Origin of the sequence: Halorarum halophilum, assembly GCF_013401515.1 — an archaeon.
Taxonomy (GTDB): Archaea; Halobacteriota; Halobacteria; order Halobacteriales; family Haloferacaceae; genus Halorarum; species Halorarum halophilum.
The window spans coordinates 1,636,015-1,662,145 of record NZ_CP058529.1 but is presented as its reverse complement, the minus strand read 5'-3'; the positions used below and the strand labels follow the sequence as shown (position 1 = coordinate 1,662,145).

Here is a 26,131-nt window from a genome sequence, read left to right as displayed (position 1 = left end):
ACCATGCCGAGCGCCCCCGGAGTCCGTCTCGACGCGCCCGTCGAGGTGGGGGACGTCGTACTCCCGAACCGGCTCTACCGCGCGCCGCTCCTCGAGTGCGCGGGCAACGCCCCCGACGCGGTCGAGACACTCGTCGCCGACCTCGAACCGGCCGCGGAGTCGGGAGCGGGGCTCGTCTGCCAGGGCGCGACCATCGTCCGCGCCGAGGGGGGCTGTGCGGCGCCGGGGATGACCCGTGTCCACGACCCGGACTTCGTCGCCGACCTCGAACGGCTCACCGACGCGGTCCACTCGCACGGCGGCAAAATCGCCCTCCAGCTCGAACACGGCGGCCTGCGCTCGATGGAGACGTGGCACCACGGGTACCGGCGCGCCAACCCGGACCTCCGACAGCTCGCCGTCTCGGAGCCGCCACTCCCCCTCCGCGCGCTCGACCGCGCCGGTTTCCTCTCGTACGACGCGCACGTCCTCACGACCGACGAGGTGTACGATCTCGCCGCGGACTTCGGCCGGTCGGCGGCGTACGCGGTCGACGCCGGCTACGACCTGATCCACGTCGCCGGGGCGAACATGGGCATCGTCCACCAGTTCCTCTCGCCGTTCTACAACCGCCGGGACGACGAGTTCGGCGACGGTGCGCGCTTCCTCGAACTCGTCCGCGAGGAGATCCGCGACCGCGCCGGCGACGTCCCCGTCCTGACGAAGGTGCCCGCGGAGACGGAGGCGCCGCCGTTCGTCCGTCGACGGCTCTCGGCCGCCGACAGCGTCCGACTCTGTCGGCGCCTCGACGCCGCCGGCTACGACGGGCTCGTCCCGGTGTCCGGCTCCGTCTTCTGGGACATGAGCATCGTCCGCGGGGAGTTCCCCGCGCGGTCCTGGCGCGACGGTCGGTTCCGTCGGGGGTACGCCGCCGCGTTCGGTTCGCGCTGGCGGGCCGCGCTCGTCGCCCTGGCGAACTGGGTCGAGTCGCGCCGGTACGGGTTCGACCCGGCCTGGAACGCCGACCTCTGCCGGCGGGTTCGCGAGCGCGTCGACGTTCCGGTGTTCTGCGAGGGAGGGATCCGCGACCGCGGAACCGTCGACGACCTCCTCGGCGACGCCTGCGACGCGGTCGGGATGGCGCGCCCGTTCTACGCCGAACCGCGGCTCCCGGCCCGCCTGCTGAGGGAGTCGGAATCAGGCGGGGAGGACGGCGTCGACTCCGGGACGTCGGTCGCCTGCGAGAACTGCAACAACTGCGTCGTCCCGCAGGCCGCGGGCGAACCGGGCGTCTGCCGGACGCCGTCGGTGCTCCGCCGGGTGGGGGAGCGTCGGCTGGCGGGCGAGTACGACTGGCCGTCGGAGTCCACCGGAATCGACACCGACGGCGACGGGGAGTCGGACGCCTGACCCGTCACGTTCGCGCGCCGGCCTACGCCTCGGCCTCGTTCAGCGGCCTACACCTCGTCCGGCCCTGCGACCGTCGAGGACCCCCGGTCGAGCGCGTCCCTGGCCGCGTCGCCGACGACGCTCGCGGCGACGGCTGTCACGACGAGCGCGACCGCCGGGGCGGCCGACACCCACCAGTTCAGCGGGAAGAACTGGTCGAGGCCGCGGGCGGCGATGGCGCCCCACGATAGCAGGTCGAGGTCGGTGAGCTTCATGTACGCCAGCGCCGCCTCGACGAGGATGAGCGCCGGCGCGCGGGCGAACGCCGCGACGATGACCGAGTCGGCGACGTTCGGGAGCACGTACCGGCGGAGCAGCCCGATCCGGCCGACGCCGGCGACCCTGCCTGCCTCGACGAACGAGGACTCGGTGACCCGGATGGTCTCGCTGCGGACGAGTCGCGCGATGCTCCCCCAGCCGAGCAGGCCGAACGCGAGCACAACCAGCCAGAGGTGTCGGCCGTACACGTACGCCAGCAGGACGTAGACGACGAACGCCGGCACGGTCTCCTGCACGTCGACGTACCGCATGAGGAGGGTGTCCGTCCACCCGCGCCGCGACCCGGCGACGACGCCGACCGCGGTGCCGACGGGGACGACGAGCGCGGACGCGACGACGGCGACCTCGAGGCTGACCCGCGTCCCGCGGACCAGCAGCAGCAGCACGTCGCGGCCGAACGGGTCGGTTCCGAGGGGGTGGGCGAGCGTCCCGTGACATCGGTTCTCGACGACCGGGCCGAGACACTCGGCGGCGACGAACGCGTCGACCGTGAACCCGACCGGCGGCAGGTAGGCGTGCGCGGGGTCGCCGAGCGGCTCCGGGACGACGACCGGTCCGAGCACGCCGACGACCGCGAAGAGGCCGAGGTAGGCGCCGGCCAGCGTGGCACCGGTGCGGCCGGCGAACGCCGCGCGGTACCGCTCCCGCCGCGTCGGGTCGCGAGCGAGCGGTAGCACGACGACACGGACGCCCGCGACCGCGGAGAGCAGGAACAGCCAGTCCGTCGGCGACTGCTCGCCGGGGACGCCGCCGCCGAGGAGGTCGACCGTCATCGCCGCCGCGACGACGACCGCGGCCGCGAGCGTGAGGGCGGTGTCGCGGCGACGGACGGCTTCCTCCTCGCGCATCGAGGATTCGTAACCCGCTTGGCATATAACGGTATCCGATACTGAACTGGTCACTTCAGCATCGTTTTTGAGGGAGGGAGTACTGTCGGAGGTCGTGTCGCTCCGTCGCCGGGTCCTGCGTCGGACCGCCTTCGCCGTCCTCACCGTCTACCTCGTCTGTTCGCTGTCGTTCCTGCTGGTCGCGATACCCGGCGATCCGAACACGGCGTCGGTGCGACAGGCGGCGGCCATGGAGGCGACGGGGAACGAGTCCGAGCGCGCGGCCTACATCGAGTCGCAGGTGGAGGCGTACCGGGCGGCGAACAACCTCGACGAACCGCTCCACCAGCGGTACGTCCGCTGGCTCGTCGCCATCACCACGCTGAACTGGGGCGAGGCGAGCAGCGTTCCCGGGAGCGTCACCGACGCCATCGGCCGCGCCGCGCCGTACACGCTCGCGTACCTGATCCCCGGGTTCCTGGTCGGCGCGACGCTGGGCGTCGCGAGCGGCGCGGCCTCGGCGCTCGCCGGCGGTCGACGAATCGGCCGCGCCGTGTCGACGACGACGTACCTGCTCGCGGGCGTCCCGAACTTCTACCTCGCGGTCGTCCTGCTCGCCCTCGTCGGTACCGCGTTCGGCTGGGACGCCACCGGCTGGCAGTCGGGACCGTGGCCGGCGCAGTACTGGCTCCGGATGGCCCTCCCGGCCGCCGTGACGGCGACCGGGACGCTCGCGGCCGCACACCGGCACACGCGGTCGAACGCGCTCGCCCGCCGGAACGAGGACTACGTCTCGTTCGTCGCGGCGACCGGTGCCGGCCCCCTGGCGACTGCGCGGCACCTGCTCCGTCCCGCCGCCGTCCCTCTGCTCACGCTGCTGTACGGCGACCTGCTCGCCGCGCTCGTCGTCACCGTCTACGTCGTCGAGTACGCGATCGGCATCCCCGGGATCGGCGCGCTGAGCTACGGCGCCATCCGGGCGCGCGACGTGCCGCTTGTCCTCGGCACGACGTTCGTCGTCGTCCTCGTCGGCGTCGCCGGTTCGTGGGTCCAGGACGTGCTCCACGCCGTGCTCGACCCGCGGGTCCGCGACGACGGCTAGCGCTGTTCCGCCGCCGCCGGCGCGAGTTTCTCCCGTGTCGACCCCAGCACCGGGAGTTCGACGCCGATGACCGCGGCCATCGCCTCGGCGGCACCGAGGAGCCACTCGGCCCGCTCGACCCGCGACTCGAGGTCGCCCGGCCCGATCCGGTAGCCTGCGACGAGTTCCTCGGTCGTGGCCCCCTCGACCCACTCCGCGAGGATTCTCGCGGTCTTCACCGACTCCAGCCACCCCTCGAAGTCGTCGGTCTCGTTCATCCCCGTCGTGAGTTCGGCGCCGTGCCCGCGGACGTACTGGTACATCGCCGCCCGCTCGCGCTCGCCGAGGTAGGTGTCGTGCATGTCCGGGGTGTTACAGACGAGTTCGAGCGCGGTGAGCGCGGTCACGTCGTCAGGGTCCATCGCCGCCGCGGTCCGGAGCCCGGCGACCAGCTTCCGGCCCGTCTCGGGCTTGACGTACTGCCGGGACACCTGCGCGCCGAGTTCGGTCGCGGCGATGCCGCTCCCGTCCGGCGCGAGCATCTCCATGTCGATGAGCTCCGCGATGACGTCGCCGACCACGCCCCCGAGGTCGGGGTTCGGGGTCCGGGAGGCGTAGAACGTCCCGCCGAGCGCGTCGAGCACGCCGGCCTGCGAGCCGGCGATGCCGGTGGCGACGAGCGCGAGCGTGTGGGTCCGGAGCGCCCCACGGTCCCGGAGCTGCGACTCGACGGCCTCGGGTTCGCCCTCGACGTACCGCGTCCAGAGTTCGTCCCGGTCGTCCGCGTCGCCGACGAGCACCGCCTCGCCGTACGGGTCGAGATGCGGGCGCCCCGCCCGGCCGCACATCTGGTGGACCTCCAGCACGGGGAGCCACTCTGTTCCGGTACCCGTGTACCGCTGCTGGTCGCGGACGACGACGCGGCGGGCGGGGACGTTGACGCCGGCGGCGAGCGTCGGCGTCGCGCAGATGACCGAGAGCCGGCGCTCGCGGAACGCCCGTTCGACGACCGCGCGGTGGTCCGACCGGAGCCCGGCGTGGTGGAACGCGACACCCCAGGCCGCGTTCTCGGCGAGCCGTTCGCCCATCTCGGTGCCGCCGGCGTCCCGGACCTCCTCGGCGACCGCCGCCGCGTCCATCCCGATGCCGGCGGCCTCGGCCAGTCCGTCCTCTCGGAGGCGGTCGGCCAGCCGTTCGGCCTCCCGGCGCGAGCGGACGAACGCGAGCGCCTGCCCGCCGGCGGCGACCGCGTCGCGGACGAGCGCGGCTGTCGCCTCGGTATCGCCGGCGTTGGCGGGGTCGTCGGCGTCGATGCCCTCGACCGCGACGGTGGTGTCGTCGTCGAACGCGACCGACGCGTCGGCGTACACGCCGGTCCGGAGGTCGACGGGCCGCCAGTCGGACTCGACGAGTTCCGCGTCGAGCCAGGCCGCGATGTGTTCGGGGTTGTCGACAGTAGCCGACAGCGCGACGATCTGGGCGTCGGGCGCGCGCCGGCGGAGCGTCGCCAGCGTCACCTCGAGGGTCGGGCCGCGACCTTCGGCGCCCAGCAGGTGGACCTCGTCGACGACGACGCAGGCGAGGTCCGCGACCCAGGCGGCGCCGTTGCGGATGGCCGAGTCCACCTTCTCGGACGTGGCGACGACGACGTCGTGGTCGGCGAGTTCAGCGGCCGGGGAGTCGTAGTCGCCCGTCGAGATGCCGACGCTGACGCCGGGGAGGGCGTCGAACTCCTCGTACTTCTCGCGGGCGAGCGCGCGCAACGGGCAGATGTACAGCCCCGGCCCGTCGGCGGTGAGCAGGCCGAGTTCGGCGATGAACGTCTTCCCGGAGGCGGTCGGGATGGCGGCGACGACGTTGCCTCCCTCGCAGACGCCGGCGTCGACGGCGGCCGCCTGCGGGGGGTAGAGCTCCTCGATCCCCGCCGACTCGAAGTGGTTCACGTACTCGGGGGCCAGCGGGAGGTCGTCGACGCGCACGGATGTGGTGTACTCCGTCGCTACGTGGTAAAAGGGTTCGCCGACTGTGGGACGTCAGTGGTCGTGGCCGTCGTCCTGAACGTGGCCGTCGTGACCGTGCTCGTGCCCGTGACCGTGCGGGTGGTCGTGGTGGTGGTCGGACCCGTCCGCGTGCCCCTCCGGGAGCCTGTCGGCGTGGGCGTGCGGGTCGCCATCGACGAACTCGTGCGCGTCGCGGTCGCCGCCGGCGAACTCGGTCGCGCGCTCGGCGAACGCCCCGGGGTCGACCACGTCGCGCTCGACCAGGAACCGTTCGAGCGCCGAGAGCCACGCGCCGTAGTAGTCGTCCTCGTCCCCCGATTCCGCGCCGGGGGTCCGGTCGAGTTCCGCGACGAGTTCGCGCTGGAAGTCGTCCCAGTTCCGGTCCCGTTCGTCCTCGTCGGTGAGCGCCACCGCGAGCGCGAACGCGCGGGCCTGCCACGGTTCGGCGAACGTCGGGCCGTCCTCATCGTCGGCCAGAGGGCGCCGGTGGTCGCGCGTGCTCACGCCTCCACCTCTCCGAGTCGCTTGACGCCGATCATCGAGTTCCGGGTGACCAGCCCGGCCAGTCCGTCCTCGCTCAGGTCCTCGGTCCCCTCGGGGCGCTGGGGGAGCACCATGTACCGGATCTCCGAGTTGGAGTCCCACACCTCCACGTCGACCGAGTCGGGGAGGTCGGTGTCGAACTCCTCGCGCAGCAGCGCGCGGGGTTCGTCGACCACGCGGGAACGGTACGCGGGCGACTTGTACCACGTCGGCGGCAGGCCGAGCACGGCCCAGGGGTAACACGAGCAGAGCGTGCAGACAACGACGTTGTGGACCTCGGGCGTGTTCTCGACCACCCTGAGCTCCATCACCTCGTCGTTCACCCCGATATCCAGTTCGGCGACCGCTGAGATGCCGTCCTCGAGCAGGCGCTCGCGGTAGTCGGGGTCGCTCCAGGCCCGCGCGACGACCCGGGCGCCGTTCATCGGCCCGACGTCGCTCTCGTAGGTCGAGATCACCTCGTCGACCGCGTCGGTGCTCAGGATGCCCTCTTCCACGAGGATGGACTGGAGGGCGCGGGCACGCGCCTGCGGGTCGATGTCGCGGAGGTCCGGGTTCGGTGTCTCCGGCGGTTCCGGCGTCTCCTCTGCCATGTGAAGTGGTGGCGTTCGCGCGGACTTAGCCGTTGGCCCCTCGGCGGTGTTCGATCAACCGTCAAGCGCGTGCCGTTCACGAGACGCACAGCGTCTCGTGAGCTCACGAGAGCTTCGCTCTCGTGAACGGCGGGCCTCCGTGCCCACCGGATGCGCGCGAGGGATGAGCACCGCAGGCGAGGGAGCGGAGCGACCGAGCCGAGGAGCGAATCGGTTGGGGAGGTACGAGGCTGCGGTACGATGGGTGCGCCTTTCAGATTCGTGTCGACCGTCGATCCGGTAGTTCCCCTGACGGACTGCGGATCGGTAGCCCAGAAAACGGAGCCGGCCCAGCGATCGATTCAGGGCGGTGAGAGGTACGGTTCCCAGAGTTCGATGTGCAACCCGTCCCCGTCGGTGTTCGCCTCGCCCCACAACTCGCTAGATTCGAACCGGACGTTGTACAGCGGTTCGGCACGCTCCTCGCCGTGCGCGTTCGCGTCCGGGAAGACGTGCGTCCCTCGAACCGCCACCACCTCGCCCTCACAGCCCCTGACGTACCGCGGGCAGCGCGTGTGCGATGACGGGTGTTCCTTCCGAACGCGGACCCGGTCGCCCTCCGAGAACGCCGGCTCCCCGCCCTCGCGCTCGCTCATGTACACGTCGCGGACGCCGTCGAGGAGCTCCGGGAGGCGCTCGGGGTCCGTCTCCTCGGTCACCTCGCCCTCGCCGGCTTCAAGCGCCCGGGCGCGTTCGCGGAGCTCCTCCGAGTCCACGACGCCCGCCTCGGCGAACAGCGACTCGATCGCCGTCAGCCAGCGCTCGTAGTACGGGGTTTCGAGGTAGTACTCCGGCTCGTGGCCCTCGAGTTCGTACCTGAAGCGGTCGAGTTCGAACGCCCCGGAGCCGAGCCCAGCGAGGTAGAGCGCCTGGACGACGCCCTCATACTCGTGATGGAACGGGCTCGCGTCGTCGGGCTGGTCCGGCGGGAGGTGGCGGAAGGAGTCCATACCGCCGACGTCGTGGATGCCGTCCATATGCGACCCTCGGGGTGTCGAGGCTAAAATCTTGGTACGAATGGGCACGGCCGGGCGGTCGCCGTCAGTCGCTGAACCGCCACCAGGCGACCGCCGTACCGACGAGGAGGACCGCGACCACCGCCGCCGCGAGCACGGGCCAGGTCGTGACGATCTGCCTGACCAGCGCGTACGCCGTCCCGTACACCGACCGGGACTCGCCGCCGCCGAGCGCGAGCGCGCCCACCGCGAGGTTGAACAGCAACCCGCCGCCCGCCGAGTAGGCTGCGAACCGCCGCACGTCCATCCCGGCGAACCCGGCGGGGACCGAGACGACCGACCGAAGCACCGGGAGGAACCGGCCCCAGAACACCGACGACTCGCCGTACCTGTCGAACGCCCGCTTGGTCCACTCCAGTTCGCGCTCCGAGACGCTGAGGAACGGGCTGTACCGGTCGGCGAGCTCCTCGCCTCCACGACCGAACAGGTAGTAGGCGACGACGCTCCCGACGACGACGCCGGCCGTCGCCGCGAGGGCGAACGCCGCGAGCGACGGCACGCCCGTGACGAGCAGGGCCGCCGAGAGCGGGAGGACCGCCTCGCTCGGCAGTAGCGGGAACAGCATCGACGACTCGAGGAACGTGAAGCAGAACACCGCGAGGTAGCCGTACTGGGCGAGCAACTGCTCGGCGAGGGGGACGAGATCGACTCCGAGCACGCCCCTCCGTAGTCGGGGGTCGGTGAAAGTCCCGCCGGCCCACGGTGCTCGAAAGGTCGGCGGTGGTTCGGGAACTTGGTGATCCGTGTTCGACGCGAGGGCCGGCCGACTCAGTCGAAGAAGCCGCCGTCGGCAAGCCGGCCGATCCCCTCGCGGAGGCGCTCCTCGCTCGCGGCGTAGGAGATGCGGGCGTAGCCCGGCGCGCCGAACGCCGAGCCCGGAACGGTGGCCACGTGGCCCTGCTCGATGGCGTCCTCGGCCCACGTCGAGTCGTCGTCGGCGACCGGGAGCATCATGTAGAACGCGCCGTCTGGCCTCGGTGGTTCGACGCCGTGCTCGGCGAGCAGGTCGAGCACGAGGTCGCGCCGGTCGCGGAACGCCTCGACCATCTGGTCGACCGCCGTCTCCGTGTTCCCGAGCGCCTCGACGCCGGCGTGCTGGACGAAGTTCGTCGCGCAGGAGACGGAGTGGCTGTGGAGCTTCCCGGCCTGGGAGACGAGGTCGCCCTTCGCGTGGAAGTAGCCCAGCCGCCAGCCGGTCATCGAGTACGCCTTCGAGAAGCCGTTGACCGTGATGGTCCGGTCGGCCATCCCGTCCAGGCTACCGAGGCTCGTCGGCTCGACGCCGTAGGTGATCTGCTCGTAGATCTCGTCCGAGATGACCGCGATGTCGTGCTCGACCGCGAGGTCGCGCACGCCCTCCAGGGCCGCGTCGGAGAACACGGCGCCGGTCGGGTTCGCGGGGGAGTTCACGACGAGGAGTTCGGTGTCGTCCGAGACCGCCTGGCCGAGCGCGTCGAGCGCCGGTTCGAGCTGGAAGTCGTGCGGGGCGAGGTCGACCCGACTCAGGTCGCCGCCGGCGAGCTTCACCATCGCCTCGTAGGACACCCAGGCGGGGTCGAGCAGCACGACCTCGTCACCCTCGTCGATCAGCGTCTGGACGACCTCGTAGAGGGCCTGCTTCGCGCCGGGCGTGACGATGACCTCGCCCGCCTCGGCGTCGACTCCGTCGTCCCGGAGCTTTCCGGCGATGGCCTCCTTGAGTTCGGGGATGCCGTTCGAGGACGTGTAGCCCGTGTGGCCGGACTCCATCGATTCCTGGCCGGCCCGGACGACGTTCTCCGGCGTCGGGAAGTCGGGCTCCCCCACGGAGAGGTCGACCACGTCGACGCCGTCGGCCTCGAGTTCGGCCGCGGCGTTGCCGATGGCGAGCGTCGCCGAGGGCTCCACGCGCCCGACGCGCTCGGCGAAGTCGTACGCCGTCATGCCGGCAGCCCCTCCGCGAGGTCGGCGGCGGCGTTCACGGCCTCGGCACCCTTGTGGACGCGTTCGCGCGCCACCGCGCCGCTCTGTCCGGGCCCGGACACGCCGAAGGTGACCGGCTTGTCGCGGTCGAGGCTCACGTCGGTCAGCTTCTGGGCGGCGGCTTGCCCGATGACCTGGTCGTGGTCGGTGTCGCCGGAGACGATGGCACCGACGACGACGACGGCGTCCACGTCCTCCCGGCGCGCGAGGCGGTCGGCGGCCAGCGGCGCGTCGTACACGCCCGGTACGCGGACGGTCTCGGCGACCTCCACGTCGCGCTCGGCGGACGCCTCGAGCGCCGCCTCCTCCATCGGTTCGGTGACGGACGCGTTGTAGCGCGCCACCACCAGCCCCAGTGTGACTGTCATACGCGGGCGGTCGGCGGCGCCGGTGAAAGGCGTACCGCTCGGGGCCGATGTCGCCCATCGAACGCGAGCAGTATTGTGATCGATTGGTCGAGCGTCGTCGGAAGGGCGTCGGTCGGCGTACCGGTGATCCGTCGGGATCGCGTGGGGACAGCGTGAACGTTACCGCGAAAGCCCCCGCGGCTCTCGGCTCGTGCGGACGGCTGAGCTCCTCGCGCTCACTCGCTTCGCTCGTTCGCGCTGCGGTGCTTGACCGCCCGTGCTTCCCCGAGTTACGGGAGAGCAAGCTCTCCCGAATTCACGGGCGCTTGCGCCCGTGAATGCCGCGGCCCCTTTCAGTCCCACCCGCTGTCGTTCCGATCCAGCGTCGTTGGCGGCTGTCCGGTGAGCGCGCCTTTGCGGTTGGCGCGCGTGACGCGAGCCGAAGGCGAGCGACGCGCGCGAGGGATGAGGGAACCGGCGCGCCCCTGTGGCGCGCCACCCGAGAGCGAATCGGCCGGGGAGGCCGGTGGTGTCTCGTCACGCCCAGCAGCAGTGGTCGGCCTGTACACACCTGAACAGACGACGGTGCTGGTCCCAGACCCGGTCGAGGTTCTCCAGAAGAACAAATCAACGCTGAACCCAACGAAAACACGCAATCACAAGAGTTGTTACCGGCGGGCCGCGACGGAGGAGCCAATGAGCGAGGCGGCCGCCGACGCGCCTTCCCCCGAATCCGGCGACTCCACACCGTCCGGCGGTCGACGCGAGTCCGCAGGCCCCCTCGACCGGCTTCCGGGCTCCCCGGCGACCCAGGGGGTCGTCCTCGTCACCGTCCTCTCGCTGCTGCTCCGGATCGTCGACCTCGGCGGCCGGGTGTTCCACTGGGACGAGGGCCGTGTCGGCTACTGGATCCTCCGCTTCGACGCCACGGGCGAGTTCTTCTACCGCCCCATCATCCACGGACCGTTCCTCCCGGTCGTGAACAACGCGCTGTTCGACGTCCTCGGCGCCAGCGACCTCGCCGCACGGCTCCCGGTCGCCGTCGTCGGCGGCCTGCTCCCGCTCGCGGCGCTGTGCTTCGTCGACCGCCTGTCGGGCCGCGAGCGGGTCGCGCTCGCGCTCGTGCTGGCGCTCGACCCGCTGTTGCTCTACTACTCGCGGTTCATGCGCGGGGACGTGCTCGTCGGCGGGTTCGCCTTCGGCGCCTTCGCGCTGACCGTCTACGCCATCGACCGACGGCGCGTCCTCCCGCTGTTCCCGGCGGCCGTCCTCCTCGCGTTCGGGGTCGCCTCCAAGGAGAACGCGCTCGTCTACGTCGTCTGCTTCGCCGGCGCCGCGTTCCTGCTCGCGGATCACTACCTCGTCCGGTCGGCCCGGGAGACTGGTTCGCTGGCCGACGCGGTCGTCGGCGGGGTCGTCTCACTCGTCGGGTTCGCCCGCGAGTGGACGGCCGGCAAGCGGACCCGGGCTGCCATCGAGCGGTCCGTCGTCGACCGGCGCGACAGGGGCTCCCCCTTCGCGCCGGAGGCGGGCGTCCTCGGGCACGTCCTCGTGTGGGTTCCGCTGGTGACGCTCGGGGTCGCCGTCACGTTTCTCGCGGTCGTCGCGTTCTTCTACGCGCCGCGCCCGGAGCTCTGGGACGCGCTCGGCGGCGCGGCCCCGCTCGAACCGGTCCTGCACGACGGGACGATCGGGGCCGCCGAGCGGTTCCACGGGACGTGGGTGTCGGGGGCCCACTCCGGCCACACGTACGTCCCCTACCTGCTGGACATCGCGGAGACGCTCGCGTACGGCTCCGCCGCCGTCGTCGTCCTCGCCGGGCTGGGGTTCCTCGCGGACGGCTACGGCGGCGGGAACCGGGCGATCGTCGCCTTCTCCGCGTACTGGGCGGCGGCCTCGCTCGTCGGCTACCCGGTGGCGACGGACATCCAGGCGCCCTGGGCCGCCGTCCACATCGTCCTCCCGCTCGCCATCCCCGCGGCCGTCGGCGCGGCGACGGTCGCGGACGCCTTCGACCGGTCGCTCGCGACCGAGGACGCCGTCGGCGTCGCGCTCGCGGGGCTGCTCGTGTTCGCGGCGGTCGGCGGCGTCGCGGCCGCGAACGTCGACTACTGGAACTCGGCGGCCGAGGAGGACAAACAGGTGCTCCAGTGGGCCCAGCCTGGCAACGACGTCCGGCCGGCCCTCGAGGACGTCCACCTCGTCGCCGCGCACAACGAGGGAACAGACGTGCTGTTCGTCGGGTCGGAGAACGGCGCCGGCGAGGTCGAACTGTACGTCTCGAACGAGTCGAGCGCGGACAGGATGCCGCCCGGCGGGCCGGCGTGGCACTCCCGGCTCCCCCTCCCGTGGTACATGGAGCGGTCGGGCGCGGTGGTGACCTCGACGTCGCCCGAGGCGCGCTACGACGGCCTCCCGGCGGACCCGCCGCCGGTCATCGTCGCGATGCCGCGCGACCGCGACGAACTGCAGGCCCGGTACGACGGGTACGAGGCGCGGACGTACCCGTTCAAACTGTGGGGTGAGGACGTCGTGTTCCTCTTCGAACGGGAGACGCTGCGGGACGCACGCGCGGCCGATAACTGAGGGGGCGTCGGGGCGCGTGATGTAACCACGAACGTGCCCATATCCTCGACGGCTTGGCAAGATTTATTCGCGGAGATGCCGAACTCGCGGCCGTGAAACCGACGTGTCCCGGTCCGACCCTCGGCGTCGTCGGCGGGGGCCAACTCGGCCGGATGCTCGCCGAGGCCGCCTCGCCGCTCGGCGTCGACGTGGTCGTGCTCGACCCGACGCCGAACTGCCCGGCCTCCCGCGTCGCCGAGCAGGTCGAGGGAACGTTCGACGACGCCAACGCGGTACGCGCCCTCGCCGAACGGGCGGACGCGCTGACCCTGGAGATCGAACTCGCCGACCCCGACGTCCTCGAGGCGGCCGGCGCGGAGTACGGCGTTCCGGTCCACCCGTCGCCGGACGCGCTCCGGACGATCCGGGACAAACTCGTGCAGAACCGGGCGTTCGAGGACGCCGGCGTGCCCGTCCCGGAGTTCGTCCGCGTCGACGACGCCGACGACCTGGCGGACGCGGTCGAGCGGTTCGGCGGCGCCGCGATGCTGAAGGCGCGGACCGGCGGCTACGACGGCCGCGGGAACCTCCCCGTCGAGGCGGGCGACGACTACGAGGCGGCGCTCGACGATGTCGGTGCCGAGGAGGGTGGAGCACTCGCCGAGGAACTCGTCCCCTTCGAGCGCGAGGTCGCCGTCATCGGCGTCCGCGGCGACGACGAGGTCCGCACGTTCCCGCTCACCGAGACCGTCCACGAGGCGGAGATCATGCGGGAGACCGTCGTCCCGGCGCGCACCGACGACGCGGTGGCCGAGCGCGCCCGCGAGGTCGCTCGCGACGCGCTATCGGTGCTCGACGGGCGCGGCACCTTCGGCATCGAACTGTTCGAGGTCGAGGGCGGCGAGGTGCTGCTCAACGAGGTCGCCCCGCGCCCGCACAACTCGGGCCACTGGACAATCGAGGGGGCGACCGCCTCGCAGTTCGAACAGCACGTCCGGGCGGTGCTCGGCTGGCCGCTCGCGCCGGCGGAGGCCCGTGCGCCGACCGTGACCACGAACCTGCTCGGCGACGTGTCGGAGCCACGGGAGGCGCGGCTTGGGGGGGTCGAACGCGCGCTCTCGGCACCGAACGCACATTTACACTGGTACGGCAAACGCGAAGTGCGCCCGCTGCGGAAGATGGGTCACGTGACGCTCACCGACGCCGACTCGGACGCCGAGGACCTCCTCGCGGAGGCGCGCGACCTGCGGGAGGAACTGACGTTCGACGCGGACCACGACGCCAGCGAGGGGACTCCGACATGATGGCCGTCCAGGACCTCATCGACCGGTTGGAATCCGAGGCGTCGGCCGACGCCGACCCGGAGACGACGCCGGACGTCGGGGTCATCATGGGCTCCGACTCCGACCTCGACACGATGCAGGGGGCGTTCGACGCCCTCGACGAACTCGGGTTCGCCGAGCAGACCGACTTCGGCGACCCGCCCGACGAGCGGTTCACCTACGAGGCGTACGTCGTCTCGGCCCACCGAACTCCCGAACTGATGTACGCGTACGGCGAGACCGCGGCGGACCGCGGAATCGACGTCATCATTGCGGGTGCCGGCGGGAAGTCGGCCGACCTGCCGAACATGACCGCGAGCATCGCCTACCCGATTCCGGTGGTCGGCGTACCCGTCCAGGAGAAGTCCGTCGACTCCGTCATCGGGATGCCGACCGGCGCGCCCATCGTCGCCGTCGACGCCGGCAAGTCGTTCAACGCCGGGCTCTCGGCCGGCCAGATCCTCGCACGGGAGCACGAGGAGCTTCGCGACGCGCTGGTCGCGTACCACGACGGGCTGGTGGCCGACGTGGCTTCGGTCTCGCGGGACCTCCACGATCTGGGCGTCGAGGGGTTCCGCGAGTCGCGGGAGTAAAAAAGTCCCCACCCGCGCTAACCCCCCGAAATGGCTACTCGACGCGCCCTCGTGAAAACGATGCTCGCCGGTTCGACTCTGGGAACCGGTTGTCTCTCGGTCGGACGGACCATCGACTGCGAGGCAAACATCCCCCTCTCTGACGAGTTCTCCAGGGTCACGTACGACGTGAGCCACGGGTTCGAGCTACTGGTGGAGACCGAGCGTGTCCAGATGGGCGGACACGTCGAGTTTCGCCTCGTCAACGTGACCGCTGAAGAGCGAAAAGCGGGGTCTAAGTACGCGTACGCGTTCCAGCAGTTAACCGATTCAGGGTATCGTGATCTCCTGTTTACGGACGCGACTGGCAACTCCAGTATCGTCACGACCCACGAACCGGACGAAGGGTTCTCGTGGACGTTCCCCGCCACGGCCGACGGATTCTCTCGCGATCACGTGATGTGCGGCGACCTGTCCACCGGAGCGTACCGGTTCGTCTACTGGGGTCTCGACGAACCGGCGATCGCAGTCCGGTTCGAACTCGTCCCGTGAGGCCGACAGGTGTGCGGAGACTGGCTCTTCCCGGAGGAGCGACGGCGGCCGGCCGGGAACTCGTAAATGAACGCTTATGTACGGGCGTTTCCTAGCCACGAACGATAGGAGAACCCCGAATGAATCCATGGATAGCTATCGGCGCGTTGGCGTTGATGGGCGTGGGAATCCCGCTGGGGATGATGGCCGCGTCCGCGATACTTCGGCCGAGCGTGCCGGAACAGGGGAAGAGCGCCACCTACGAGTCCGGCGAGATCCCCACCGAGTCGGCGATCGGCATCCAGTTTAACGTCCAGTACTACATGGTCGCGTTGCTGTTCGTCGTCTTCGACATCGAGACCGTCCTCGTGTTCCCGTGGGCGGTCATCTACAGCCCGGCACTGGAGGCAGGCGTCCCGCTGACGGACCTGCTCCTCCCGATGCTGGTGTTCATCGGTGTCCTTCTCGTCGGCCTCGTGTGGGCGTGGCGGCAGGGAGCCGTCAACTGGACGAGTAGCCCGCGGGCGACGCGGCGAAAGACGGAGCGTCAATCATGAGTAGCGACAACAGACCGTTCATCACGGACGACTCGGAGGTACTGACCGAGACCCGCGACGCCCGGCTCGCCGGGCAGGACGACCGCTTCAACTCGAAGCTCCGGGAGGCGTTCGGTTCCTCCCCGTTCATCCTCACCAAGTTCGACAAGTTCATGAACTGGGTGCGGGGCTCCTCGATGTTCATGCTGCAGTTCGGCATCGCCTGCTGCAGCATCGAGATGATGCACACCTACGGGGTCAAACACGACCTCGACCGCTTCGGCTCCGGCGTCCCCCGCGCGTCGCCGCGCCAGGCGGACGTCATCATCGTGCCGGGCACCATCGTCTCGAAGTTCGCCCCGCGGATGAAGCGCGTGTACGACCAGATGCCCGAGCCGAAGTTCGTCGTCGGCATGGGCTCGTGTACCATCTCCGGCGGCCCGTTCCAGGAGGGGTACAACGTCATCAAGGGCGCCGAGGAGGTCATCCCGGTGGACATCCACGTCCCCGGCTGCCCGCCCCGCCCCGAGGCGCTGGTGTACGGCGTCGCGAAGCTCCAGGAGCGCATCGCCAACGGCGAGTCCTCCCCGGTGACGGTGAAGCCCTACGAGCTGGAGCAGTTCGGCGACCTCGACCGCGACGAGGTCATCGACCAGCTCGCGGAACAGATCGACGAGGAGGACCTCGTCATGCGGTACAACTGGGCTGATTCACCCTAATGAGTCTCGAAAACCCCGATCCGCACGGCGTCGACGCGACGCCCGCGGAACTGTCCGCCGACGACCTGGCCGACCTGCTCGGCGAGCACGTGCTGGCCCGCGAGGAGCACCTCAACGCGCCGGGCTACGTCGTCCGCCCCGACGCGGTCCAGGACGTCCTCTCGACGCTGAAGACGGAGGCCGGCTTCGACCACCTCTCCTGTGTCACGGCCCAGGAGTACGAGGACCGCTACGAGTCGATCTACCACCTGAAGAAGTTCGACGATCCGACCCAGGAGGTCAGCGTCGTCGTCCCGACCGACCGCGAGAACCCGGTGAGCCAATCCGGCGAACCCGTGTTCCGAACGGCCGACTGGCACGAGCGGGAGGCGTACGACCTCGTCGGCATCGAGTACGAGGGACACCCCGACCTCCGGCGCATCCTGCTTCCCGAGACCTGGCAAGGTCACCCGCTCGCGCTGAACTACGACCAGGAGCGGCCGCAGGTCGTCTCCCTCCGCGAGCACGCGAACCCCCTCGCCGGGGACACCCGCGAGGAGGACGACCCGGACGCGGACACGATGTTCCTGAACATCGGGCCGCACCACCCGGCGACCCACGGCGTGCTCCACCTGAAGACGACGCTCGACGGCGAGCAGGTCGCCGACGTGGACTCGGACATCGGCTACCTCCACCGCTGCGAGGAGCAGATGTGCCAGAACGGCACGTACCGCCACCAGATCATGCCGTACCCCGACCGATGGGACTACATCTCGGCCGGCATGCTGAACGAGTGGGCGTACGCTCGAGTCGCCGAGGACCTCGCCGACATCGAGGTACCCGAGTACGCGCAGGTCATCCGGACGCTGGGCGCGGAACTGTGTCGCATCGCGAGCCACCTGCTCGCGGTGGGGACGTTCGCGCTGGACGTGTACGGCGACTTCACGGCCATCTTCATGTACGCCATCCGGGACCGCGAGAAGACCCAGAACCTGCTGGAGGACCTGACGGGCCAGCGGCTGATGTTCAACTACTTCCGGCTCGGCGGCGTCGTCTGGGACATCCCGGAGCCGCGCGAGGAGTTCTTCGAGAAGGTCCGCGACTTCCTCGAGGAGCTCCCCGAGGCGCTCCAGGAGTACCACGACCTCATCACCTCGAACGAGATCCTCCAGATGCGGACGGTCGGCACGGGCGTCCTCCCGCCGGAAGTCGCGAAGGACTACGGCGCGACCGGGCCGGTCGCCCGGGGCTCCGGCATCGACTACGACCTGCGCCGGGACGACCCGTACGGCTACTACGATGAACTCGACTGGAACGTCATCACGGAGGACGGCTGCGACAACTTCAGCCGCCTGCTCGTGCGCATGCGCGAGGTCGAGGAGTCGGCGAAGATCATCGAGCAGTGCGTCGACCTGCTCGAGGACTGGCCCGAGGACGACCGCGAGATCCAGGCGAACGTCCCCCGGACGCTGAAACCGGAGGACGATACGGAAGTGTACCGCGCGGTTGAGGGCGCGAAGGGCGAACTCGGCATCTACATCCGCGCGGACGGGACGGACAAGCCGGCGCGGTTCAAGATCCGCTCGCCGTGCTTCTCGAACCTGCAGACGCTACCGGAGATGTCCCAGGGCGAATACGTGCCCGACCTCGTTGCGGCGCTGGGTAGTCTCGACATCGTGCTCGGCGAGGTGGACCGGTAATGGTCGCCGTCGTCACGCTCCAGCAGATGCTGCCCGAGACCATCGCGGGACTGCTCCCGTTCGGCGGGCTCGCGGCGGACATCGTCGGCGCGCTGATCGGCGCGTTCCTCATCGCCAACTTCCTGCTCATCAACACGGCCGTCGCCGGGCCGTGGGCGAAGCGGAAGATCACGGCGGCGTTCACGGACCGAATCGCGGTGAACCGCATCGGCCCGTTCGGGCTGTTCGTCATCGTCGCCGACGCGGTCCGCCTGCTCTCGAAGGAGCTCATCATCCCGGACGGCGCCGACCGGCCGGCGTACGACCTCGGCCCGCTGCTCATCCCGTTCTCGGCGCTGCTCGGGTTCGCGGTGATCCCGATGGGGAGCGGCATCCAGCTCGCGGACCCGGAGACGGGGCTCGCGTTCGCGTTCGCCGCCTCCTCGATCGCCTCGCTGGGGCTGATGATGATGGGCTACGCGTCGAACAATAAGTACTCGCTGCTGGGCGGACTCCGCGCGGTGGCCTCGAACATCGCCTACGAGATCCCGCTCATCGTCACCGCCCTCTCGATCGTCGTGTTCACCGGGACGCTCCAGACCAGCGAGATCGTCGCCCAGCAGGGCGAGGCGTTCATCACGCTCGGCGGGGTCACCATCCCGCAGTGGTTCGCGTTCGTGAACCCGTTCGCGTTCGTGCTGTTCGTCGCGGCGAACCTAGCGGAGGTCGGGCGCAACCCGTTCGACGTGCCCGAGGCGCCGACCGAGATCGTGGCGGGGTACCAGACGGAGTACAGTTCGGTGTACTTCGTGCTCATCTACCTCGGCGAGTTCATCCACATATTCCTCGGCGGCGCGCTGACGGCGGTGCTGTTCCTCGGCGGCGCGGCGGGGCCCGGCCCCGCGGCGCTCGGTATCGTCTGGTTCACGATGAAGATCTGGGCGTTCTTCCTGTTCACGCAGTGGGCGCGCTCGGCGATCCCGCGGCTTCGCGTGGACCAGTTCATCGAGATCGGCTGGAAGGGCATGCTCGTGCTGGCCTTCGCAAACCTCGTCCTCACGGCGGTGCTCGTGGGGGTGCTCGCGTAACCATGATCGGACTCCTCAAAGGAATGGCGACGACGATGAAGCACGCACTGGACGGCACGACGTTCACGGTGGAGTACCCGGACGTCGCGCCCGAAGTGAGCCCCCGGTTCCGCGGGGTGCACAAGTTCTCGCAGGAGCGGTGCATCTGGTGCCGCCAGTGCGAGAACGTCTGTCCGAACGACACGATCCAGATCGTGATGGACGAACAGCGGAACGGCGAGCAGTACAACCTCCACATCGGCCAGTGCATCTACTGCCGGCTGTGCGAGGAGGTGTGTCCGGTGGACGCGATTCTGCTGACGCAGAACTTCGAGTTCACCGCCGACACGAAAGACGAGTTCGTCTACAACAAAGAGCAGCTGAAGAACGTCCCCTGGTACAAGGGCATCGACCCGCTCGCCTCGCGCGAACCGGACCGCGGCGCCTGGATCGGCGAGGGCGAGGGCGAACTGGACTACCAGTAGTCCCTCGCTCCGCTCGGCGTTTCGGTTCTCCCGTTCTTCCGCCGTCGGCTCGCTGCTCGGTGTTCTCTCGCTTCGACTATCGTAGTGAATTCGAAGGCCAGCGGTGACCCTGTCTCAGTTCCACCTTGACGGACGACGGGCGAGCGTGGTTAGTCAGAGACCGACAGCCTCCCGGTCGTGGTGGGAGTGTGTGGCACGAGCCCCCTCGTGGGGTTCACGTGAGCGACCGAATGGAGCGGGGGCGAGTTCGGCGAGCGTGCGTCGAGGTACGTGTTGCTTCCATCGCGTCGGGAGTGGCTCTCACCACCGTTGGGAGTCGAAACCCGCTCACGCTACCTTCCGGTATCCGTCCCGTAAGACCGGCTCCCGACGTTCGCACCGACCGGAACTCGACCCGCGAACTGCGCTCGACCGACCGAAATAACACTCAACGTACCACCGGTAATCCCCGCACACACACGCATACGCGCGGAACGTTCTCGAAACCTTCAAACGCCCTCCGACGGGAGTGTCGCGTAATGGTTGTAGCAGAGACTATCGCGTTCGCGCTGTTCGCCCTCGTCACGGTGGGGGCCAGCCTGGGCGTCGTCCTCGTGGAGGACGTGTGGCACTCCGCACTCCTGCTGGGGGTCGCCCTGTTGAGCGTCGCGGTGCACTACGTGATGCTGCAGGCGGAGTTCCTGGCCGCCATGCAGATCCTCGTCTACGTCGGCGGGGTGCTCGTCCTCATCACGTTCGCCGTGATGCTCGTGCGACACGAGATGCAGACGGACATGGGGGTGACGCGCACGTGAGTTCGGACGGCACGCGCGGGACGAAACCCGAGCTGAAGCTCGGCTCGCACCTCGTCCCCGGCCTCGCGGCGGTGGCGCTGTTCGCCGTGATGGCACTCGTCTTCCTCACGTCGTCGTTCCCGCTCGCGGAGGCGCGTGGCTTCCCCGAGGGGGCCTCGATCACCGCGAGCATCGGCTACGCGATGTTCAACATCGGCCAGGGGGACGTCAACGCCGAGGGCTTCCTCGTCGCGTTCCTCGTGATCGCCGTCGCGCTGGACATCGCCATCGACGGCGCCATCTTCCTCGCCAAGCGCGGCGAGGAGGGCGTCCTCGAACCGCTCCGCACCGACGGCGGCACCGACGGACGTCGGAACGGAGGGGACGACTGATGGTTCCCCCGCAGTACTACCTGGTGCTCGCGGCGGCGATCTTCTGTATCGGCGTGTTCGGGCTGCTCACGCGGCGGAACGCGCTGATGTTCCTGATGTCCGTGGAACTCATGCTCAACGCTGCCAACATCAACCTCGTGGCGTTCTCCCAGTACTGGGGGAACGTGACGGGCCAGACGTTCGGACTGTTCACGATGGCGCTCGCCGCGGCGGAGGTCGCGGTCGGGCTCGGAATCATCCTGGTGCTGTACCGGAACTTCGGCGGCGTCGACGTCACCGACGCGACGACGATGAGGTGGTAAGATGGCGGGTGCATTCGACTACGCGCCGGCCATCGTCCTGCTGCCGTTCCTGTCGTTCCTCATCGCGCTCGGGGGCGCGATGTACGGGGAGGAGCGGGGCGTGCTCCCGAAGGGCGGCGCGCTCGCCGGCATCGCAGCGACCGCTGGCTCGCTGATCCTCTCGCTCTGGGTGTTCCTCACCGTCAGCAACGGCTCCGTGTACGACGAGACGATCTACACGTGGGCCGCGGCGGGCGACCTCGAACTCACGTTCGGACTGTTGCTCGACCCACTGTCGTCGATGATGCTCGTCATCGTCTCGCTGGTCGCGCTCCTGGTCCACGTCTTCTCGCTCGGCTACATGAACGACGAGGGCGAAACCGGCCTCCCGCGCTACTACGCCGGGCTCGGTCTGTTCACCGCCTCGATGCTCGGGTTCGTCGTCGCCGACAACCTGCTGATGGCGTTCATGTTCTTCGAGCTGGTCGGCCTCTGCTCGTACCTCCTCATCGGCTTCAACTTCCGCGAACTCGGCCCGCCGTCGGCCGCGAAGAAGGCGTTCCTCGTCACCCGCTTCGGGGACTACTTCTTCCTCGTCGGCGTCGTCGCCGTCTTCGCGACCTTCGGCACCGCGCAGTTCGCGGGCGAGGAGTCGTTCCCCGCGCTTGCCGCGGCCGCCCTCGACGGCGGCGCGTCCGTGAACACGTTCCTCGGACTCGCGCCGCAGGCGTGGTTCACGGTCGTCGGCCTGCTCGTGCTCGGCGGCGTCATTGGCAAGTCCGCGCAGTTCCCGCTGCACACGTGGCTCCCCGACGCGATGGAGGGTCCCACGCCGGTCTCCGCGCTCATCCACGCGGCGACGATGGTCGCGGCCGGCGTCTACCTCGTGGCGCGGATGTACGGCTTCTACGCGATTTCGCCGACCGCACTCGGGATCATCGCGCTCGTCGGCGGGTTCACCGCGCTGTTCGCGGCGACGATGGGCGTCGTCAAGCGCGAACTGAAGCAGGTTCTCGCGTACTCCACCATCTCACAGTACGGCTACATGATGCTCGCGCTCGGCGCGGGCGGCTACGTCGCCGCGACGTTCCACCTGCTCACCCACGCGTTCTTCAAGGCGCTGCTGTTCCTCGGCGCCGGCTCGGTCATCATCGCGATGCACCACAACGAGAACATGTGGGACATGGGCGGGCTGAAGGACAGGATGCCCGTCACCTACTACACGTTCCTCGCCGGCTCGCTCGCGCTCGCGGGCATCTTCCCGTTCGCGGGCTTCTGGTCGAAGGACGAGATCCTCTACGAGGCGCTCGCACACGGCCTCGGCGGGGCGCCGCTGCTGTACGTCGGCTACGCCATGGGCCTGCTCGCGGTGCCCGTGACGGCGTTCTACACGTTCCGGATGGTGGCGCTCACATTCCACGGCGAGCCCCGGACCGGGGTGGCCGAGTCGCCCGAACCGGTCGGCTGGAACGTGAAGGCACCGCTCGTCGTGCTCGGCATCCTGGCCGCCACGGTCGGGTTCGTCAACATGGTGCCGGTCCAGACGGTCGTCGGCGGCCACATCGACTTCCTGCACCAGTGGCTCGACGGCGGCTTCGAGGGCCTGACGGCCCACCACTACGAGGACCTCACCCACGACTACGCGCACTACACGGCGGGTACCCTGGGGAGCGAGGTCGTCACCGTGCTCGGCGGTGCGGTCGTGTCGCTCGCGCTCGCGCTGCTCGGGGCCGGCCTCGCGTACTCGCTGTACGCGGTCCCGGAGCCCGAGGAGCACACCGCGAAGCTCGGCTCCCTGCAGGGCGTACTGTACAACAACTACTACCAGGACGAGTACCAGGTGTTCCTCGCCGAGCGGGTCGTCGCCCCGCTCTCGCGCGCGGCGGACACCTTCGATCAGGGTGTGGTGGACGGCTCGGTCAACGCCGTCTCCTCCGTCAGCCTCTTTTCGGGCTCGCGGGTCCGCCGCATCCAGACCGGCATCGTGGGTAACTACGCGGCGCTGATCACGCTCGGCCTGACGGCCCTTCTCATCGCCTTCGGCATCTTCGGAGGTTGGTTACTGTGATACTCGAGACACTCATCGGATTCACGTTCGTGGCCGCGCTGGCAGTGTTCCTCTCGCCGGACGAGTACGCCGGGCAACTGGCGTTCGGCCTCAGCCTGCTCCCGGTCGTCGGGAGCCTGTACATGTGGTCGCAGTTCGACGCGACCGGAAACGCGCTCGTCGAGGGCGGGAGCCTCGCGTTCGCGACGCAGATCGACTGGCTCACGGTCGGCGGCTACACGCTGCAGTGGTTCGTGGGGCTCGACGGTATCAGCCTCCCGCTCATCGTGCTGTCGACGGTGCTCACGTCCCTCGCGATCCTGTCGGCGTGGACGCCGATCGACGTACGGCAGAGCCAGTTCTACGGCCTGATGCTGTTCATGGAGGCGAACCTCATCGGCGTCTTCTCGGCGCTGGACTTCTTCGTCTGGTTCGTCTTCTGGGAGGCCGTGCTGGTCCCGATGTACTTCCTCATCGGCGTCTGGGGCGGCCCCCGCCGGGAGTACGCGGCGATCAAGTTCTTCGTGTACACGAACGTCGCCTCGCTGATCATGTTCATCGGGTTCATGGCGCTCGTGTTCAACCTCCCCGTCGACAGCTTCGGGCTGCCGGCCATCGCGGGGGCGCTCCGGGCCGGCGAACTCGGCGGCTTCCTCGGCCTGGCGCCGGACGCGCTCGCGACCGTCGCGTTCGCCGCGATGTTCTTCGGCTTCGCGGTGAAGGTGCCGGTCGTCCCCGTCCACACGTGGCTGCCCGACGCTCACGTGGAGGCCCCGACGCCGGCCTCGGTGATGCTGGCGGGCGTCCTCCTGAAGATGGGGACGTACGCCCTGCTGCGGTTCAACTTCACCATGATGCCCGACGTCGCCCAGCAGTTGGCGGTGCCCATCGCCGCGATCGCCGTCCTCTCGGTCATCTACGGCGCGATGCTCGCGCTGGCCCAGCAGGACCTCAAGCGCATCGTCGCGTACTCCTCCGTCTCGTCGATGGGGTACGTCATCCTCGGCCTCGTCGCCTACACCGAGTTCGGCATCGGCGGCGCGACGTTCCAGATGGTCGCACACGGCCTCATCTCCGGGCTGATGTTCATGGCCGTCGGCGTCATCTACAACGTGACGCACACGCGCATGCTGGGCGACATGTCCGGCATGGCCGACCGGATGCCGATCACGACCGGCATCCTGATCGCCGGCGCGTTCGGCTACATGGGCCTCCCGCTCATGGCCGGCTTCGCCGCGGAGTTCTTCATCTTCCAGGGCTCGTTCACCTCGACGGTGCTCCCGGCGGCGCCGCTGTTCACCGCGGCGGCGATGTTCGGCATCGTCATCGTCGCCGGCTACCTGCTCTGGGCGATCCAGCGCACGCTGTTCGGCGAGTTCAGCGTCGAGACCGACTACGAGGTGACCCGCGCACAGTTCCACGACACCGCGCCGCTCGCGGTGCTCCTGCTGTGTACCATCGCGCTGGGGGTCGCCCCCGAGGTGTTCTTCGGCATGATCACAGACGCCGTCGTTCCGTTGCTCGGAGGTGGTGCGTAGATGGCGACCCTCCTCTGGGGGCTCGGCGCCCTCGCACCCGCACTGTTGCTCGCGCTCACGGGCCTGCTCGTGCTGCTCATCAACGCGGTGTACCCGACTGAGGACCGGCCGACGCTGCTGGCGGTCGTCTCGACCGTCGGCTCCCTGGCGTCGCTCGTCGCTGCCGGCGCCCTGCTGACGGGCGTCGGCGGCGTCCTGTCCGGTCCCGAGGACAGCGTGACGCTGTACGCCGACGCGCTCGTCGTCGACGGCATGTCGCTGTTCTTCTCGGCCGTGTTCGCGTCCGTGACGGCGCTCGTCGTCGTCGCGAGCTACGACTACCTGGCGGAGAACCCCCACCGCGCCGAGTTCTACAGCCTCACGCTGTTCGCCGCGACCGGCATGGCGCTGATGGCGTCCGCGAACTCGCTCGCGGTGGCGTTCGTCGCGCTGGAGCTCTCGTCGCTCCCGTCGTACGCGCTCGTCTCGTTCCTGAAGGGGAACCGCGGGAGCGTCGAGGCGGGGCTGAAGTACTTCCTCATCGGCGCGCTCTCCTCTGCGGTGTTCGTCTTCGGCATCTCGCTCGTGTACGCCGCGACCGGGAGCCTCCTGCTGCCCGCCGTGGCCTCCGGGCTGACCGAGGCGGGTGCCGGGCTAGCCGGGGTGGCCGGCATCGGCATCCTGATGGTCGCCGGCGGCTTCGCGTTCAAGACCGCCTCCGTCCCGTTCCACTTCTGGGCGCCCGAGGCGTACGAGGGCGCGCCCGCACCCGTCAGCGCGTTCCTCTCGTCGGCCTCGAAGGCCGCCGGGTTCGCGCTCCTGTTCCGCGTGTTCGTCGTCGGCTTCCCGCTTCCGGGCGCCGACGTCGTCGCGTCGATCGACTGGGTGCTCCTGTTCCAGATCCTCGCGGTCGCCACGATGACGCTCGGCAACTTCGCCGCCGCGACCCAGGAGAACGTCAAGCGGATGCTGGCGTACTCGTCCATCGGGCACGCCGGCTACGCGCTCATCGGCCTCGCCGCGTGGACCACGGCCGACGGCGGCGCGGTGATGGGCGCTGCGATGGCCCACCTGCTCGTCTACGGCTTCATGAACACCGGCGCGTTCCTGTTCATCGCGCTCGTCGAGCACTGGGAGGTCGGCCGGACGTTCGAGGACTACGCCGGCCTCGGCGCGCGGGCGCCGATGGCGTCGGTCGCCATGTCCGTGTTCATGTTCTCGCTCGCGGGGCTGCCGCCGTTCGGGGGCTTCTTCTCGAAGTACTTCCTGTTCGCGGCGGCCGTGGGCGCGGGCTACTGGTGGCTCGCCGCCGTCGGCGCCATCAACAGCGCGCTGTCGCTGTTCTACTACAGCCGCGTCGTGAAGGCGCTCTGGTTCGACGAGGCGACGACCGACTTCGAACTCGGCGCGACGCCGACGGCGCTGTACGCCGCGGTCCTGTTCGCGGCGGTCGCCACGCTGCTGCTGCTGCCCGGCTTCGGCCCGGTCATCGAGACCGCCCAGGCCGCGGCGGCCGCGCTGGCCCCCTGACGGGGCCCGTCGGCCAGCCGC

The 26,131-nt window shown here is 69.8% G+C and carries 25 protein-coding genes; 17 read left to right on the top strand and 8 right to left on the bottom strand.

Features of this window, described 5'->3' with window-relative positions:
* Nucleotides 1-3: 3 nt before the first annotated feature.
* Nucleotides 4-1,389, top strand: a complete 1,386-nt coding sequence (locus tag HUG10_RS08465; RefSeq protein ID WP_179169158.1) for an oxidoreductase — start codon at nucleotides 4-6, stop codon at nucleotides 1,387-1,389.
* A gap of 47 nt (nucleotides 1,390-1,436) precedes the next feature.
* On the opposite strand, the gene HUG10_RS08460 is transcribed toward HUG10_RS08465, so the two are convergent.
* Nucleotides 1,437-2,555: an ABC transporter permease gene (locus tag HUG10_RS08460; RefSeq protein ID WP_179169157.1), complete on the bottom strand. Its 1,119-nt coding sequence runs from the start codon at nucleotides 2,553-2,555 to the stop codon at nucleotides 1,437-1,439.
* 94 nt (nucleotides 2,556-2,649) lie between these two features.
* Here HUG10_RS08460 and HUG10_RS08455 point away from each other — a divergent pair, with 94 nt between their 5' ends.
* Nucleotides 2,650-3,636, top strand: a complete 987-nt coding sequence (locus HUG10_RS08455; RefSeq protein ID WP_179169156.1) for an ABC transporter permease — start codon at nucleotides 2,650-2,652, stop codon at nucleotides 3,634-3,636.
* On the opposite strand, the gene HUG10_RS08450 is transcribed toward HUG10_RS08455, so the two are convergent.
* The 7 genes from HUG10_RS08450 to ribH form a co-directional block, all read right to left on the bottom strand.
* The gene (locus tag HUG10_RS08450) at nucleotides 3,633-5,594 is read right to left on the bottom strand and encodes a DEAD/DEAH box helicase (RefSeq protein WP_179169155.1); all 1,962 of its coding nucleotides are present in this window, start codon (nucleotides 5,592-5,594) and stop codon (nucleotides 3,633-3,635) included. The two genes, HUG10_RS08455 and HUG10_RS08450, sit on opposite strands and share 4 nt — an antisense overlap.
* Nucleotides 5,595-5,648: 54 nt before the next feature.
* On the bottom strand, nucleotides 5,649-6,119 hold the full coding sequence (locus HUG10_RS08445; protein WP_179169154.1) for a nitrile hydratase accessory protein: 471 nt from the start codon (nucleotides 6,117-6,119) through the stop codon (nucleotides 5,649-5,651).
* Complete coding sequence (gene nthA, locus HUG10_RS08440) at nucleotides 6,116-6,751, bottom strand: nitrile hydratase subunit alpha (protein ID WP_179169153.1); 636 nt, start codon at nucleotides 6,749-6,751, stop codon at nucleotides 6,116-6,118. The genes HUG10_RS08445 and nthA overlap by 4 nt, the downstream gene beginning before the upstream one ends.
* 341 nt (nucleotides 6,752-7,092) lie before the next feature.
* Nucleotides 7,093-7,767 (bottom strand): nitrile hydratase subunit beta, encoded by a 675-nt coding sequence (gene nthB, locus HUG10_RS08435; RefSeq protein ID WP_179169152.1) that lies wholly within the window; start codon nucleotides 7,765-7,767, stop codon nucleotides 7,093-7,095.
* Between the two features lie 64 nt (nucleotides 7,768-7,831).
* The gene (locus HUG10_RS08430; RefSeq protein WP_218780666.1) at nucleotides 7,832-8,464 is read right to left on the bottom strand and encodes a DedA family protein; all 633 of its coding nucleotides are present in this window, start codon (nucleotides 8,462-8,464) and stop codon (nucleotides 7,832-7,834) included.
* A 110-nt stretch (nucleotides 8,465-8,574) separates the two neighbouring features.
* Entirely contained in the window at nucleotides 8,575-9,729 is a 1,155-nt protein-coding gene (locus HUG10_RS08425; RefSeq protein WP_179169151.1) for a pyridoxal phosphate-dependent aminotransferase, read from the bottom strand.
* Entirely contained in the window at nucleotides 9,726-10,136 is a 411-nt protein-coding gene (ribH, locus tag HUG10_RS08420) for a 6,7-dimethyl-8-ribityllumazine synthase (RefSeq protein WP_179169150.1), read from the bottom strand. Before ribH ends, HUG10_RS08425 begins: the two co-directional genes overlap by 4 nt.
* 675 nt (nucleotides 10,137-10,811) lie before the next feature.
* Between ribH and HUG10_RS08415 the strand changes: the two genes are divergently transcribed.
* From HUG10_RS08415 to HUG10_RS08345, 15 genes are all read left to right on the top strand, one after another.
* Nucleotides 10,812-12,701, top strand: a complete 1,890-nt coding sequence (locus tag HUG10_RS08415) for a flippase activity-associated protein Agl23 (protein WP_179169149.1) — start codon at nucleotides 10,812-10,814, stop codon at nucleotides 12,699-12,701.
* A 92-nt stretch (nucleotides 12,702-12,793) separates the two neighbouring features.
* Nucleotides 12,794-13,984 (top strand): 5-(carboxyamino)imidazole ribonucleotide synthase, encoded by a 1,191-nt coding sequence (locus HUG10_RS08410; RefSeq protein ID WP_179169148.1) that lies wholly within the window; start codon nucleotides 12,794-12,796, stop codon nucleotides 13,982-13,984.
* Nucleotides 13,981-14,595, top strand: coding sequence for a 5-(carboxyamino)imidazole ribonucleotide mutase (gene purE / locus HUG10_RS08405; RefSeq protein ID WP_179169147.1), 615 nt, complete (start codon nucleotides 13,981-13,983; stop codon nucleotides 14,593-14,595). Before HUG10_RS08410 ends, purE begins: the two co-directional genes overlap by 4 nt.
* Nucleotides 14,596-14,625: 30 nt before the next feature.
* Nucleotides 14,626-15,126 carry a hypothetical protein gene (locus HUG10_RS08400; protein WP_179169146.1) on the top strand — a complete coding sequence of 167 codons (501 nt, stop codon included), beginning with the start codon at nucleotides 14,626-14,628 and terminating at the stop codon, nucleotides 15,124-15,126.
* Between the two features lie 119 nt (nucleotides 15,127-15,245).
* Nucleotides 15,246-15,662, top strand: a complete 417-nt coding sequence (locus HUG10_RS08395; protein WP_179169145.1) for an NADH-quinone oxidoreductase subunit A — start codon at nucleotides 15,246-15,248, stop codon at nucleotides 15,660-15,662.
* Complete coding sequence (locus tag HUG10_RS08390; protein ID WP_179169144.1) at nucleotides 15,659-16,360, top strand: NADH-quinone oxidoreductase subunit B; 702 nt, start codon at nucleotides 15,659-15,661, stop codon at nucleotides 16,358-16,360. Before HUG10_RS08395 ends, HUG10_RS08390 begins: the two co-directional genes overlap by 4 nt.
* Nucleotides 16,360-18,039, top strand: coding sequence for an NADH-quinone oxidoreductase subunit D (locus HUG10_RS08385; protein WP_179169143.1), 1,680 nt, complete (start codon nucleotides 16,360-16,362; stop codon nucleotides 18,037-18,039). Before HUG10_RS08390 ends, HUG10_RS08385 begins: the two co-directional genes overlap by 1 nt.
* A complete protein-coding gene (locus HUG10_RS08380) occupies nucleotides 18,039-19,106 on the top strand; it encodes a complex I subunit 1/NuoH family protein (RefSeq protein ID WP_179169142.1) in 1,068 nt (355 codons plus the stop codon). The genes HUG10_RS08385 and HUG10_RS08380 overlap by 1 nt, the downstream gene beginning before the upstream one ends.
* Before the next feature lie 2 nt (nucleotides 19,107-19,108).
* A complete protein-coding gene (locus tag HUG10_RS08375) occupies nucleotides 19,109-19,570 on the top strand; it encodes a NuoI/complex I 23 kDa subunit family protein (RefSeq protein ID WP_179169141.1) in 462 nt (153 codons plus the stop codon).
* Nucleotides 19,571-20,088: 518 nt separating this feature from the next.
* Nucleotides 20,089-20,364, top strand: a complete 276-nt coding sequence (locus tag HUG10_RS08370) for an NADH-quinone oxidoreductase subunit J (protein WP_179169140.1) — start codon at nucleotides 20,089-20,091, stop codon at nucleotides 20,362-20,364.
* A complete protein-coding gene (locus HUG10_RS08365) occupies nucleotides 20,361-20,735 on the top strand; it encodes a proton-conducting membrane transporter (RefSeq protein WP_179169139.1) in 375 nt (124 codons plus the stop codon). The genes HUG10_RS08370 and HUG10_RS08365 overlap by 4 nt, the downstream gene beginning before the upstream one ends.
* Nucleotides 20,735-21,037 (top strand): NADH-quinone oxidoreductase subunit NuoK, encoded by a 303-nt coding sequence (gene nuoK / locus HUG10_RS08360; protein WP_179169138.1) that lies wholly within the window; start codon nucleotides 20,735-20,737, stop codon nucleotides 21,035-21,037. The genes HUG10_RS08365 and nuoK overlap by 1 nt, the downstream gene beginning before the upstream one ends.
* 1 nt (nucleotide 21,038) lies before the next feature.
* Nucleotides 21,039-23,084 (top strand): NADH-quinone oxidoreductase subunit L, encoded by a 2,046-nt coding sequence (gene nuoL / locus HUG10_RS08355; protein WP_179169137.1) that lies wholly within the window; start codon nucleotides 21,039-21,041, stop codon nucleotides 23,082-23,084.
* Complete coding sequence (locus HUG10_RS08350; RefSeq protein WP_179169136.1) at nucleotides 23,081-24,601, top strand: complex I subunit 4 family protein; 1,521 nt, start codon at nucleotides 23,081-23,083, stop codon at nucleotides 24,599-24,601. Before nuoL ends, HUG10_RS08350 begins: the two co-directional genes overlap by 4 nt.
* Nucleotides 24,602-26,110 (top strand): NADH-quinone oxidoreductase subunit N, encoded by a 1,509-nt coding sequence (locus tag HUG10_RS08345; protein WP_179169135.1) that lies wholly within the window; start codon nucleotides 24,602-24,604, stop codon nucleotides 26,108-26,110. It abuts the gene before it with no gap.
* The last annotated feature ends 21 nt before the right edge of the window (nucleotides 26,111-26,131 follow it).

Coding starts and splice junctions, on each gene's coding strand:
- HUG10_RS08465 (WP_179169158.1), top strand. CDS start 4: ATGCCGAGCGCCCCCGGAGTCCGTCTCGACGCGCCCGTCGAGGTGGGG.
- HUG10_RS08460 (WP_179169157.1), bottom strand. CDS start 2,555: ATGCGCGAGGAGGAAGCCGTCCGTCGCCGCGACACCGCCCTCACGCTC.
- nthA (WP_179169153.1), bottom strand. CDS start 6,751: ATGGCAGAGGAGACGCCGGAACCGCCGGAGACACCGAACCCGGACCTC.
- nthB (WP_179169152.1), bottom strand. CDS start 7,767: ATGGACGGCATCCACGACGTCGGCGGTATGGACTCCTTCCGCCACCTC.
- HUG10_RS08425 (WP_179169151.1), bottom strand. CDS start 9,729: ATGACGGCGTACGACTTCGCCGAGCGCGTCGGGCGCGTGGAGCCCTCG.
- ribH (WP_179169150.1), bottom strand. CDS start 10,136: ATGACAGTCACACTGGGGCTGGTGGTGGCGCGCTACAACGCGTCCGTC.
- HUG10_RS08415 (WP_179169149.1), top strand. CDS start 10,812: ATGAGCGAGGCGGCCGCCGACGCGCCTTCCCCCGAATCCGGCGACTCC.
- purE (WP_179169147.1), top strand. CDS start 13,981: ATGATGGCCGTCCAGGACCTCATCGACCGGTTGGAATCCGAGGCGTCG.
- HUG10_RS08400 (WP_179169146.1), top strand. CDS start 14,626: ATGGCTACTCGACGCGCCCTCGTGAAAACGATGCTCGCCGGTTCGACT.
- HUG10_RS08395 (WP_179169145.1), top strand. CDS start 15,246: ATGAATCCATGGATAGCTATCGGCGCGTTGGCGTTGATGGGCGTGGGA.
- HUG10_RS08390 (WP_179169144.1), top strand. CDS start 15,659: ATGAGTAGCGACAACAGACCGTTCATCACGGACGACTCGGAGGTACTG.
- HUG10_RS08385 (WP_179169143.1), top strand. CDS start 16,360: ATGAGTCTCGAAAACCCCGATCCGCACGGCGTCGACGCGACGCCCGCG.
- HUG10_RS08380 (WP_179169142.1), top strand. CDS start 18,039: ATGGTCGCCGTCGTCACGCTCCAGCAGATGCTGCCCGAGACCATCGCG.
- HUG10_RS08375 (WP_179169141.1), top strand. CDS start 19,109: ATGATCGGACTCCTCAAAGGAATGGCGACGACGATGAAGCACGCACTG.
- HUG10_RS08370 (WP_179169140.1), top strand. CDS start 20,089: ATGGTTGTAGCAGAGACTATCGCGTTCGCGCTGTTCGCCCTCGTCACG.
- nuoK (WP_179169138.1), top strand. CDS start 20,735: ATGGTTCCCCCGCAGTACTACCTGGTGCTCGCGGCGGCGATCTTCTGT.
- nuoL (WP_179169137.1), top strand. CDS start 21,039: ATGGCGGGTGCATTCGACTACGCGCCGGCCATCGTCCTGCTGCCGTTC.
- HUG10_RS08345 (WP_179169135.1), top strand. CDS start 24,602: ATGGCGACCCTCCTCTGGGGGCTCGGCGCCCTCGCACCCGCACTGTTG.